At 47.1% G+C, this 12,912-nt stretch carries 11 protein-coding genes; 1 reads left to right on the top strand and 10 read right to left on the bottom strand.

Annotation, left to right across the window (positions count from 1 at the left end):
• From urtB to RH46_RS14935, 5 genes are all read right to left on the bottom strand, one after another.
• Positions 1-1,641 carry an urea ABC transporter permease subunit UrtB gene (urtB, locus tag RH46_RS14955; RefSeq protein WP_006880342.1) on the bottom strand — a complete coding sequence of 547 codons (1,641 nt, stop codon included), beginning with the start codon at positions 1,639-1,641 and terminating at the stop codon, positions 1-3.
• A 77-nt stretch (positions 1,642-1,718) separates the two neighbouring features.
• Positions 1,719-3,002, bottom strand: a complete 1,284-nt coding sequence (urtA, locus tag RH46_RS14950) for an urea ABC transporter substrate-binding protein (protein WP_006880341.1) — start codon at positions 3,000-3,002, stop codon at positions 1,719-1,721.
• A 230-nt stretch (positions 3,003-3,232) separates the two neighbouring features.
• Entirely contained in the window at positions 3,233-5,383 is a 2,151-nt protein-coding gene (locus RH46_RS14945) for an ATP-binding protein (protein ID WP_006880340.1), read from the bottom strand.
• Positions 5,376-5,891: a putative pterin-binding protein gene (locus RH46_RS14940; RefSeq protein ID WP_006880339.1), complete on the bottom strand. Its 516-nt coding sequence runs from the start codon at positions 5,889-5,891 to the stop codon at positions 5,376-5,378. The genes RH46_RS14945 and RH46_RS14940 overlap by 8 nt, the downstream gene beginning before the upstream one ends.
• Before the next feature lie 138 nt (positions 5,892-6,029).
• On the bottom strand, positions 6,030-6,482 hold the full coding sequence (locus tag RH46_RS14935) for an Lrp/AsnC family transcriptional regulator (RefSeq protein ID WP_040895960.1): 453 nt from the start codon (positions 6,480-6,482) through the stop codon (positions 6,030-6,032).
• Positions 6,483-6,613: 131 nt separating this feature from the next.
• On the opposite strand from RH46_RS14935, the gene RH46_RS14930 reads away from it, so the two are divergent.
• Complete coding sequence (locus RH46_RS14930) at positions 6,614-7,279, top strand: glutathione S-transferase family protein (protein WP_006880337.1); 666 nt, start codon at positions 6,614-6,616, stop codon at positions 7,277-7,279.
• A 16-nt stretch (positions 7,280-7,295) separates the two neighbouring features.
• Here RH46_RS14930 and RH46_RS14925 read toward each other — a convergent pair whose 3' ends face one another.
• The 5 genes from RH46_RS14925 to uraD all read right to left on the bottom strand — a co-directional run bounded on the left by RH46_RS14925 (position 7,296) and on the right by uraD (position 12,912).
• Positions 7,296-9,212, bottom strand: a complete 1,917-nt coding sequence (locus tag RH46_RS14925; protein ID WP_006880336.1) for a methyl-accepting chemotaxis protein — start codon at positions 9,210-9,212, stop codon at positions 7,296-7,298.
• 259 nt (positions 9,213-9,471) lie between these two features.
• Positions 9,472-10,728, bottom strand: coding sequence for a urate hydroxylase PuuD (locus tag RH46_RS14920; RefSeq protein ID WP_006880335.1), 1,257 nt, complete (start codon positions 10,726-10,728; stop codon positions 9,472-9,474).
• Between the two features lie 11 nt (positions 10,729-10,739).
• Positions 10,740-11,303 (bottom strand): ureidoglycolate lyase, encoded by a 564-nt coding sequence (locus RH46_RS14915; RefSeq protein ID WP_006880334.1) that lies wholly within the window; start codon positions 11,301-11,303, stop codon positions 10,740-10,742.
• 14 nt (positions 11,304-11,317) lie between these two features.
• Complete coding sequence (alc, locus tag RH46_RS14910) at positions 11,318-12,304, bottom strand: allantoicase (RefSeq protein ID WP_006880333.1); 987 nt, start codon at positions 12,302-12,304, stop codon at positions 11,318-11,320.
• A 92-nt stretch (positions 12,305-12,396) separates the two neighbouring features.
• Complete coding sequence (gene uraD, locus RH46_RS14905; protein ID WP_006880332.1) at positions 12,397-12,912, bottom strand: 2-oxo-4-hydroxy-4-carboxy-5-ureidoimidazoline decarboxylase; 516 nt, start codon at positions 12,910-12,912, stop codon at positions 12,397-12,399.

Below are 12,912 nucleotides of genomic sequence, written 5' to 3'. Positions count from 1 at the left end.
TTAGCTTTCCGCAGCTCGGCCACGTTGAGGGAACAACCCTCGCGGACGCTTTTGGATAAACAGAATAATGAAAACCAACATCAGGATTTTCGCTAGCACAGCGCCTGCCCAGGGTTCAAGAACCTTGTTGAACAGGCCAAGGCCTAAACCAGCAACTAAAGTGCCCCACAGGTTACCGACACCGCCAAACACCACCACCATAAATGAGTCGATGATGTAAGCCTGCCCCATGTTTGGCCCGACATTAGTTAGTTGAGAAAGCGCGACACCCGCCACGCCAGCAACACCTGAACCTAAGCCGAAAGTCAGCGCGTCAACACGCTCAGAACGAATGCCCATCGCACGAGCCATCGATCGGTTTTGTGAGACGGCCCGAACCTGAAGGCCTAAAGGCGTCTTTTTCAGCGTCATCACCAGTCCAATAAATACCAAAGCACAGAACAGAATGATGTAGAGACGGTTGTAGGTCAGTGACAGCATTGTGTTGATTTCCAGCGCCCCAGCCATCCAGTCAGGTGTACTCACGGAGCGATTAAGAGGAGAGAAAATCGAACGTACCGCCTGTTGCAGGATCAGGCTAATACCGAAAGTGGCGAGTAACGTTTCCAGAGGTCTGCCATAAAGGTGGCGAATCACACTCCTTTCAATCGCAACACCAACTAAGCCAGAAACAATAAACGCCATTGGAATCGATGCCAGCAAAGCAAAACCGATATGGTTAGGGAGCAGCTGCTGCATCACATAAGTGGTGTAAGCACCGAGCATAATCAGCTCACCGTGGGCCATGTTAATCACACCCATCACGCCAAAGGTTATCGCCAACCCGATTCCCGCCAGCACTAACACCGAACCCAGACTTAAGCCAAAGAACAGGGTCTCCACTCCAGAATAGAACCGTTGGCTCTGCTGGTAGTGCTGTAAACTGCGCTGTGCAGCGGCGAGGATCTGCTCATTCTGAGCACTGGCAATGATTTGGTTGAGGGTCGACAAAACGACTGGCTGATTGGAGTCAGCCAGAGACTCTATTGCTGCAAGCTGTCGAGCATTATTGCTATCAAGTGCCGCATCAACGGCTATCGCCAGCTCAAGCAAGGCCGTGATATCGCCATCCGACTCAGCGGCGAGCAATTGTTTAAGCTGTGCTATCACGTTCGGATCGGTGTTGCCAATCAGCGCCTGAACCGCAGATTTGCGCGTCTCGACATCTGAACTATTGAGCCCAAGCGTGGCTATTTCAGACCGAAGAACAGAACGGAGTTTGTTGTTCACCTTTACTTTTTTAAACTGACGCTTACTCCCAACCTTGAGGGTTTGGTCACTCCAGACGTGCTTCGCCTGTGCATCGACTTTCAACGTGTGAATGATAAACAGCGATGCGTTCAATGGATTATTTGTGTCCTTTAGATAGAACAGATCCCCTTCCAGCCAGGCGGCCAGAATGGGCTTTGAGATCTCAGCAGGGTAGGAAGCAACAAGCCAATTAACGGCCTGCTGTTTGTTAGCACTGTTTTTACTTAGTAAAACCTGGCTAAATGTATCCTGATTCAACGGCTCAGATTCACTGTTAGCAGCGATGGAAAAAGAGCTAAATCCAACCAGTGAAATGACGAGCACAGCGAAGATCCGTAATACGGTCAACATAATGTGCATCCTTGATGTTATTAACTATCGGCAGAAAAAGCGCCTCAGAGTTATCCCTTCGGCGCTAAACAGGGAGGTTAGTTTGTGCCCGAGCACTTATTAGTTTCTACGTTAAATGCGCCGCAGGAGAATGGCTTTGACCAGCTTGAAAACAGCTTGGCTGATTCAGGCAGATACTCAGACCATGCATCACCCGCCACTAGACCTGTTGTTTCCCAAACCACATCAAACTGACCATCGTCCTGAATCTCACCAATCAGAACAGGCTTAGTGATATGGTGGTTTGGCAGCATGGTTGAGTAACCACCAGACAGGTTAGGGACAGACACACCAATCAAGGCATCTTGTACCGCTTCAGCATCAGTAGTACCTGCGTTGGTCACCGCCTGAGCCCACATGTTGAAGCCAATGTAATGCGCTTCCATCGGGTCATTCGTCACTCGGTCTTCACTGGCAATAAACTTCTGCCAAGTCTCAACAAACTCGTCGTTACTCTCTGTATCCACGCTCATGAAGTAGTTCCATGCCGCAAGGTGACCAACCAATGGCGAGGTATCCATGCCAGATAGCTCTTCTTCGCCGACCGAAAATGCCACTACTGGAATATCTTCTGACGAGATACCCTGCGCACCCAGTTCTTTATAGAACGGGACGTTAGCGTCACCATTAATGGTCGAGACAACCGCGGTTTTCTTACCTTCAGCACCGAACTTTTTGATGTCTGAAACGATGGATTGCCAGTCTGAATGTCCAAACGGCGTGTAGTTGATCATGATGTCTTTTTCACTAACGCCTTTGCTCTTAAGGTAAGACTCAAGAATTTTGTTCGTCGTACGAGGGTAAACATAGTCCGTACCCGCCAGAACCCAACGCTCAACCTCTAACTCCTCCATTAAGTAATCAACCGCAGGAATCGCTTGCTGGTTTGGCGCGGCACCTGTGTAGAAAACGTTTTTAGACGACTCTTCGCCTTCGTACTGCACCGGATAGAACAGGATGCTATTGAGCTCTTCAAATACAGGCAGCATTGATTTACGCGATACTGATGTCCAGCCACCAAATACTACGTCCACTTGTTCTTTTTCAATCAGCTCTCGTGCTTTCTCAGCAAACAGAGGCCAGTTTGACGCCGGATCGACAACAACGGCTTCAAGCTTCTTGCCCAGCAGACCACCTTTTTTGTTCTGCTCCTCAACAAGCATTAACACCGTATCTTTAAGTGTGGTTTCACTGATCGCCATGGTGCCGGATAGTGAGTGCAGCACACCAACTTTGATCGTTTCGGCAGCGTTAACCAGTCCTGATGTTAGTGCCAATGAAGTGCCCAATGCAGCAAGCTTTAATTTGAACGTCATGTTCATGGATATCTCCTTATAATGCATGGTTATTCAACCTTTCGGTTTCTGCATTAACAAATCCAAGAAAGATGCCAGATTAAAAACTGAGCACAAAAAGTTTTATTTAATTGATTTATATATATTTATTGAGTTGACGCGTAATATTGGTGCATTTTCATGCCCTAATTAACGCTGCATAGTAGTGCAAAGGCATCACGTATTTCACCAATTTGGAGATATGACTCGAAAATCTATCAGGCGGGTTTGGCAAGGGTATATTTACTCAGCACTCTCTGCATCAGTTCCATTTTGACCGGCTTTGGCACTACGTCGTGAAAACCCAGTTCTAAATAGTGAAGTGCATCTTTATCAAAGTTGTTAGCGGTGAGCGCAACAATCGCCGTATCGGGAGCTAAGTTTTCTGAACGGATTCGCTTCAAGGCTTCAATGCCATCCATCACTGGCATCTGGATATCCATAAAGATGATATCGAAATGTCGCTGCTTCACAATCTCTAAACACTCCTGTCCATTACTGGCCGTTGCCGTATCGACCTTCAGGGTACTAAGCATTTTCTGTGCAACAATCTGGTTAACCCGCATATCTTCTACAATCAAAGCAGACAGGGCATGAGAACCATCAGCGCTGTTCGTCTCCGAGATCTGTTCTGCTTGCGGTAGTCGACTACAAAACACGTTAAGCAAACTGAATATGTCGTAAGGTTTTGTTAGTTTAGTCACCCCCTCGAAATCTGGTATCCATGTGTGCAGGTCGCCGATCACAATAGTGCGTTTGCCCTCAGTCTCAGTATTATCTGAACTGTTTTCAAATCCACTGTTCCCACTCAGGTAATGAACCGTTATATCCCCCTGCTCATCATATAAGCCAAAACGCGTTAGCTCTGAGGAAATTAGCGCTTTAACACGCTGGTCACTGGCGACGACACGAATACGTTTATCAAGATTGCAAGGACAGTGAATAGCCCGTTTACTTTCAATCTGAACGGGGATCGAAACGCGAAACTCAGTACCTTTATCCTGTTCACTATCGACCTCCATCGTGCCACCCATCATGTTCACCAGCGACTGACAAATGGATAAACCCAGCCCCGTACCGCCATACCTTCTGGTGATCGAGTCGTCAGCCTGAACAAATTCCTCAAATACCTTGCTCAACTGCTCCTCAGACATACCAATACCAGTATCCGTCACCACCAGAGTTAAGTAGCTTGGGCTTTGCTCAGTAGACTCTTCACCAACCTCAATCGAGAGCTGTATATCAACATAGCCACTATCGGTAAATTTGAGCGCGTTATAACTTAGGTTATTGATTATCTGAAGCAGCTTGGTCTTGTCAGCAATCAATTGATAGTCGTGGTCGACTGGTGAGGCGAATAGAATTTCAACATCCGGTTTGCTCGTATCGACGAAAATGGTTTTCGACAGCTCGATCAGTTCGCTGCAATAGAAACAGTCGTGCTCCAGCTTCATCTTACCCTGCTCGATCTTACTTAGATCCAACACGCTGTTGATCAGTTTCAACAGGTGTTTACCCGAATTATTAATCATTGCAATGAAGCTACGAGTCTGGTCGTCCGCGCCCTGATAGTACTCTTTGTGACTAAGCCCAATCACCGCGTTTAACGGCGTACGCATCTCATGGGACATATTGGCAAGGAAACGGGCTTTGGCAGTGGCACTTTGCTCAGCCAGCTTTTTAGCCTCCTCCATTTTATCCGTGCGTTCTTTGAGGTCTCGACTCAATTTGCTCTGATTAAGATACATCCATGAAATGATACCAACCATCATGGCAAGAGCCGCGGAAATAACAGCAAGATACGTATATTGCTGATTATAAAACTGCTGTTTCTGTTCAACAAAAACCATCTGATTTTTTTGCACTTGGGAGACAAAACTCGACATGTAAGCATTAAGTTGCTTATAGAGCTGAGAAATCTGCGTCAACGCCGTTTGTGCTTTCAATTCACTTTGATCCAGACTGATTTGATCGAGTGTTTGTCCCAGAGAATCCAGCTTAGCTTCGATGGATTTTAGCTGTTTCACATCGCCAAACTGCTGGTGAATACGAATGGTTCGCTCAGAACGAAAATCTTGCAAGATGCTCGAACGATAAACACGCGATTTCATCTTTAACTTCGCAAGGGACTTATCTGACCGTTCGCGCATAAACTCGACCAACTCGAGTTTGAGCAATAACAGTTTTCCTTTCGCTGAAATATTATTATTCACTATCGTCACGTAAGGCTGTGGAGGGATACGTTGGATTTCAGACATTGAATGGAAAAAATAGACGATCATCGACACCAGCACTAAGCTGAGTGTCAAAGTAATAGTGATAAATAAGCGTCCCTGGGTCATAAAAGGCTTCTGGCTACCATTACTCAACCACTATCTCCTTCACCTGCCATACAGACAAACTGTAGTAGTAGTCATTGCGTAACTCTGGGTGCTCAGCAAAAGGGTAGACCACAAACAGAGGCCCCTTACCATCGATTGTCATCTTTCGCCCAGCTTCATGGGTCGCCAGTAACAAGCCATACTTCTCTGCATCTGAGATCGGAATCGTGACGACATAGTCATCCCATGCAATGACTTTTATCGTTTTACCTTTCGCACCTGCAAATTCAAGTACAGCCAACAACTTCGGCCCTTTGTATTCGACGATACCATCAACCACATGGTTGCTGGTCTCTATAGTGCCTTGTTCCAGCGCTGCGAGCATTTGTTGATCAAAAACAACGCCGTCACTGGTGTTGGATTGAGAGATATTGCCGGAAACCCAAAGAACAGGGTCCCCTTGTGGAGCAGGAAGCGGATTGGCAAAACTCATTAGACAGGCAGCGAAGCTCAGTGCGACAGCGATTACTGCGCGATGAAAAAATATTGCAAACATCAATTCCCTTCCTCCAGATATAGCGGTCAGCCACTCTCAAGACGTTAATTAATGTCAGTATAGACAAGCTTGCTGGTACTCGATGATGTTAAAACACACATTATTGATAATAATGTGAATTATGGTTCACTGTCCGAGCTATAAAGGCAAGCTGAGACTCCGTTGTTGTGATTGAATAACGACTTTGGAAGTGAACTTCTTTACGTAATCATTAGCCATGAACAGACGTCGTGACAAAGCATCATAGGCTGTCATATCGTGGGTAATTGCCACAACAACAAAGTCAACATCGCCAGCAACATAGAAAAACTGTTGCACCTGTGGTTCGGATTCAAGCTGACGCATAAAGTCATCCAACACCTTTTCACCACCCTGAGCCAACGTCACGTCGACAATAACGGTGATGAAACCGGGTAGTTTTGAGGGATCCAGAATCGCCACTTCACTATCTATCACACCTTGTTGCTTTAGCTTTTTTATTCTTCGCTGACAAGCTGATGCTGAAAGTCCGATTTCTGCTCCCAGTTCGTCACTGCTTATTCTGCTGTTGCGCTGCAAAGCCATTAATATCTGACGGTCAAAATTATCCACGCTTTAATTTACGCACCATTCAACTAAATACGCTTATTTATAGGCGCAATAACGCCCAATTTCAAGCGCAGCTTTTTCGATGTCAGGATACAATTTTCCTCAACAGCCTAACCAATTACTAAGGAAGTCACATGGAAAGAATTCTGTATAGCGGTAACCGTAACGCCTCTAGCTGGGCATTTCGTGCCTGGTTAGCTCTCAAAGAGCAAGGGATCGAATTTGAAGAGAGAGTTATAGACATCAGAAGACCACAACGATGGGACAACCTGGCACAAATCGGAGAGTTTTCTCCACCCGCAGCGGTGCCGGTATTAGTGGAGAATAACTTTGTTATTTTTGACTCAATTGCCATCATGGAATACGCCAGTGAGCTTGGCGATGCTCCTTTGTGGCCAGCAGATATACATGCCAGAGCGAAAGCGCGCAGTTTTGCTGCATGGCAACATTCAACGTTTGCTCGTGTTTGCCCATGCTTATCATTTGAGAGCGCTTTTTATACCGACAAGAAGCAACTATCAGCCGATGAGATAGCCCAGATCGAAGGCGTTTATTCAGTATGGGAGGAGACGATTATTCAGTTTGAGGGCGACTACCTAGTCGGCACTTATTCGATTGCTGACATCATGTTACTGCCCTCTGCCGTGCGTTTCTCGTCTCACTACATGCCAGACCAACGTTGGCCTCACACCAGAAAATGGTTTGAGTGTTTACTTAACCGTCCTCTGGTTCGTGAATGGCTTGATGAGGCTGAACAGCTGGAACCTATTTACTTGCCGGGATACCGTAATGACCCTTAACCTCTCGGCAGTCATTCTAAAATTTAAACTTCGCCACCAGTTGCGTCAGTGAATCAACATTGCTCTTCAGGTCAGCACAATGTCCTGAAGTCTGAGTCACCATTTCGGTATTGCTTCGCGCGACATCTGCAATGCTAGATACGTGTGGAGCAATCTCATTAACTACCTGTGATTGCTGCCCGGTCGCAGTGGCAGTCTGAGCGCTTAACTGATGTATTTCATCGATGATTTGATTGATTGAAGCAAGATGTTGCTCAGACTCTTGAGCCAGAACCAGACATCTCTGACCTGAACTGTAGCTTTGACTTACTTCACTCACCGCACTGTGGCTGAGGCCTTGAAGGTTTTCAATGATTGTCCTGATCTCACTCGCAGATTGATGAGTGCGGGAAGCTAGAGTACGAACTTCATCTGCGACTACGGCAAAGCCTCGTCCCTGATCACCAGCACGCGCCGCTTCAATAGCCGCATTGAGTGCCAGCAAATTGGTTTGCTCTGAAACGCCGCTAATCACATCGAGCACGGTATCGATAGCATCAATATCATTGGAGAGCTGCTCTATACTTCGGTTGCTAAGCTCCAGCTGTTGGTTCATCGCTTCAGTGTTCGCATAAGTTTCACTCACCGAGTGAAGACCGCTCTTCACTTCCTGAGCCGTTTTCTGCACATTGTCAGAAGTGTGATTGGCGTTATTCGCAATCTCTTCCGAGCTGGCACTCATCTCATGAATTGCCGTCGCAACCTGATCAATGTTCTGCTCCTGACCGTGGATCTGTTGCTTCATGTCATTTGCTTGCAGATCGATCTGATCAATGGTCGTCACCAACTCTTTTCTTGAATGTTCTATCTCCTGAAGTACATTCCCCATATAGGCGACAAACTGGTTGTATCCTTTGGCGATATTACCCACTTCATCGTTACGGCTTTCATCCAGACGCTGGGTAAGGTCACCGCCACCATTACCGATTGCTAACAACACCTCGGCGGTGGTTGATAATGGCTTGAGTAAGATATGAGTCATGTAGGCGCTAATAACGGTAAACAGGATCGCGACGGTCGCCCCTACCCAACTCATGGTTTCTATAAAATGATTAATCTCGCTAAGTACTTCACTGGTCGGTTGCAGAGAAACCAGCACCCAGTCGAGCTGTGGTAATGGCATCAGACCGACAATCATCGACTGCCCATTTAACTGATGTTCATTGATACTCGACCCGGTTGTATTTAACTTAGCGAACTGGCTTTCGATACTGGTTAGACCCAGTTCAGCCAGTGATTTACCAACCTGCGCGGTATCATGGTGAATCTTTACTATGCCATTCGAGTCAGCTAAAAACAGTCGCCCTGATTCACCCAAAGAGTAGTTAGCGACGGTCTGACTAAGGGTCTCTAACGATAAACCAATGCCTGCCACACCAATTCGCCGACCGTTTTTCACCACAATATGGTTAACAAACACTGTGGTTACTCCGGTCGCATCATCAACATCAACTGACAGCTCAACGCGTTTAGCACTGTTTAAGAATCCGTAGAACCACTGATCATCCTGAGATTCAGCAGACATCTGCTTGAGCTTTCCGCTGGCCACATAGTAGCTGTCATTGACCGTGGTGACATAGAAAGCCGTCAGTGCATCAAACTGCTTTTTAATCCGTGTAAGTTGCTGAGTGACCTGGCGATCGTCCAGGCCTGTAAACTCGGTAAACTGAGCCATTTCTGACATCACCTGAGCGACAACCAGTGGTTTTTCTAACTCGTATTTAATCTGATTACTTACTTCACCTAGTGCTGCTGGTACTTGTTGTGAATAGGTTTTATCTAGGATGATTTTCTGTCCCTGACTGAGGGTAATACCAATCAGAACAACGATAACCAGAATCACCGCCATTACGGTAGCGAGAATGGTTTTATGACGAATGCTTAGTGCTGTCATCTTCACGTTAAACTCCTTTTAACTGTGTAGGTTTCCACCTTATCCCAAGGTGAAGTTGCCCTCTTTGTAAGGGTCTTATCTGACTCAGTAGCGACGAATACCAGTGTTGCTGGCGCGAATATTCTCTAGCCAAGTGGCGTAAAAAACCCCGGAACAGGGGCCGGGGGATCTCATCAGAGATAAAGAGCGGGAAATACCACTTTTTGCATGAATCTCGCTTACCGGGGTAGCAATCCGGTAAGCGGGATGAGGAGTGCGATTAGTTAATCATCGCACCTTGTTCTACCCATGTACCGATCAGCGACCGTTCGTCATCGGTCATTTGAGTCAGGTTGCCCAGAGGCATCACCTTAGTCGTAACCGTTTGAGCAACGATACGTGGCACATTGGCTTTGATCTCTTCAGGAGTATCCAGAATCACACCGGCTGGAGCTGCGGCAAACGCGGCATGAGTCGGTGTCGCTGAATGACATACTGAACAACGCTGCTGAATAACCTGATTGATTGCGTCAAAGCTCACCAAATCACTAGATGAATCCGCTTGAGCAACCTCGCCACTTGCTGGTGTAGCTGCAGATTCAGTAGCAACAGGTGCTTTCACTACCGGCGCCGCTGGTTTGTTCATGTTAGGTGAAGTAACAAACGCTAGTGTGATCATACCTAATGCGGCTACTGGCACCGTCCACGCGAACTTCTGACTACCATGACGGGTGTTGAAGTAGTGTCGAACCAAAATACTGAAGATTGCCAAACCAGCCAGAATTGCCCAGTTGTACTCCGACCCATAAGTGCTCGGAAAGTGGTTACTGATCATAATGAACAGCACTGGCAAAGTCAGGTAGTTGTTGTGACGAGAACGCAGCAGACCTTTCGCTGGTAGAGCAGGGTCAGGTTCACGATTCTCTTCAATTGCACTGACTAGATTGCGCTGCGCAGGCATGATAACGCGGAATACGTTACCGACCATAATAGTACCAATGATGGCACCAACGTGAATGTATGCACCGCGACCACTGAACACCTGCGCCAGACCGTAAGCGGCGCCAACAAGCAGAATGAACAGCACTAAGCCAAGTAGTACCGGAGTCTTACCCAGTGGAGACTCACACAGTAGATCATAGACAAACCAACCAGCTATCAACGCACCGATACCAATCGCAATCGCGGTCGTTGGCTCCATACCTGAACCTGGTGCAATCAGATAGATCTCCGCATTGAGGTAGTAAACTACACCCAAGAGTAGAACACCGGTAATCCAAGTGAAGTAAGCTTCCCATTTAAACCAGTGCAGATGCTCTGGCATTTCTGGTGGTGCTAGTTTGTATTTTTCCAGGTGGTAGATACCGCCACCGTGGATAGCCCATAAGTCACCTGACAGGCCAGTTTTCGGGTTAACGCGGTTTAAGTTGTTCTCTAACCAAACAAAGTAAAACGATGCGCCAATCCATGCGATACCAACTATCATGTGAACCCAGCGAATCGCCAGATTCAACCACTCCGTGATATGTGGATCCATAATATACTCCTTTACAACGCGCTCTCCATGCGTTGCGTTTGTTCCTTACTGTTGCCGCTCGGGAGATCTTCCAGATGCAGTGAAACTAAATCTGTCTCAAAGAAGACTTCGTCACAGTTATGTCCTTCACCGCCGCGATCGACGATTAAGAACTGATCTTGGTCGCTCAATGCCAACACAGGGTGATGCCAGACGCCTTTGTGATAATTGACGCCCTGGCGTCCATTACTTAAGAATGCACGGCACTCTTTCAGGCTTGGGTCATCACCTCGTGGCGCAACAACAATGAGATATGGTTGACCAAGCAACGGAACAAAAGCCTGAGAACCCAAAGGGTGACGCTCTAACATCTTAATCGTTAACGGGTAGCTAAGCGGTGTTGCCTGAAAGATGCTTATGATGGCCTCGCCACCTTGTTGTTGCACATCTGTCGTAGCTAGCTTGTGGTAACGACGTGTCGAACCGTTGTTGATCATGAAGTAATCACTGTTGTCTACTTCAATCACATCACCAAACTCGGCAAACGCCTGTTTAGTTAAAGGTTCGATGGTCAGACGGCGAATTCCATTGCTCATAGTAATGTCCTCGCTTATTTCGCTTTAGTGCCAAACAAACGTAGACGGCTGATACCACCGTCAGGGAAGATGTTCAGACGCACGTGCGTGACGGCTCCAAGGTCGTTAACCTGAGAAACAAACTCATGAACTTCGTGTGCTTGTAACTTCTGTGCCGGTAACAGCTCACGCCAGAATAGGCTCTGAGTCGCGACCTGATCATCGGTACCACCTTTAACGTAAGCAGCCTGAATTGAACAGCTGTCTGGGAAGTTGCCCTTGAAGTGCGCCGTATCAACCACAACTCGGTCGATGTTACCGGCATGACCAAGCGCGACGATAACCCAGTCATTACCTGGAGTACGACGACGTGCTGTTTCCCAACCGTCACCCATGTTCTCACCACGACCAGGGCCAAGGATGTTCGATTTATTACCGTAGTGCTCATCACTACATGCCAATGCACGGCCACCGTTTTCTACGGCTGCCAAATCGACTTTCTGCTGAGCATCAATGCGGTCCCAGTCAACGCTTGGACGACCGTAAACACGCAGACGAGCCACACCGCCATCCGGGTAGATATTAAGGCGTAAGTGAGTAAACACTTCGTCACTGTCGATTGTTTCTAGATGGTGATGATCACCTTGAAGGCTCATTGAAGGCAGGATTTCTTGCCACTCAGTCGCGTCTGTCGGGTCACCGTCTGGCGAATAACATGCATCGATAGAAGCTGATGGTGGAAAGTTTCCGGTAAAGAATGACGTATCGATATCAACGCCAGCAATCGTGCCAGCAAGACCTAGACGGATAACGCAGTAGTCGTAGCCTTCACCACGTTTACGGCGGCTTTCCCAGCCATCCATCCATTTACCGTTATCGTCGTAAACTCCTTCCTTCCACTCCGGCGCTTCGCGGCGCAGAAGGCGGCTTTTATCAGCAAAGAAATCATCAGTAGCGTAAATTGCTTGTGCGCCAAGTTTGTCGTCAGCAAGGTTAATGTATTGTTCAAAATCTAAGGACATGTCCTTTATCCTTCCAATTAATCAAAAATAGGGTAAGTGAGTAAGGCTCTCGCTAAAGAGCGGTAATGCTTGATAGTCGCCAGCTCCGTGACTTACATATCTCGCAGACGAAACAGTGCAATCTTGTTGATTTCCTGAATCGCAGTAGCAAACTCAGTTTCACTATCATTGCCTAATCGCTTCTCGAACGACTCAAGAATTTGGTAACGATTGGCCCCTTTCACTGCCATGATGAAGGGAAAGTTGAAGCGACTTTTGTAACTGTTGTTGTACGTGGTGAATTTTTCAAACTCGTCAGCCGAGCACTGGTCAATACCTGCGCCAGCCTGCTCTGCAGTTGATGCTGCAGTGAGTTCTCCGTTTACTGCTGCTCGACCTGCTAAATCAGGGTGAGCATTAATAAGATCCAGTTGCTGTTGCTTATTTGCATCGAGCAGGGCACTGGCCATACGCTGATGCAAGTTTGCGATCACATCATCGTTATCATTTAGCCCCTGATCGTAAACAGACTCGGCAACCCATGGGCTATGTTCATACACATCACCAAAGTGGGAGACAAATTCCGCACGTTCCATCGTTGATGGTTTACAAAAACGAAATTCAGCCAT

The organism is Vibrio brasiliensis LMG 20546 (genome assembly GCF_000189255.1).
Lineage (GTDB): Bacteria > Pseudomonadota > Gammaproteobacteria > Enterobacterales > Vibrionaceae > Vibrio > Vibrio brasiliensis.
The sequence above is the reverse complement of the archived record's forward strand: the minus strand, read 5'-3'. Positions and strand labels throughout refer to the sequence as shown.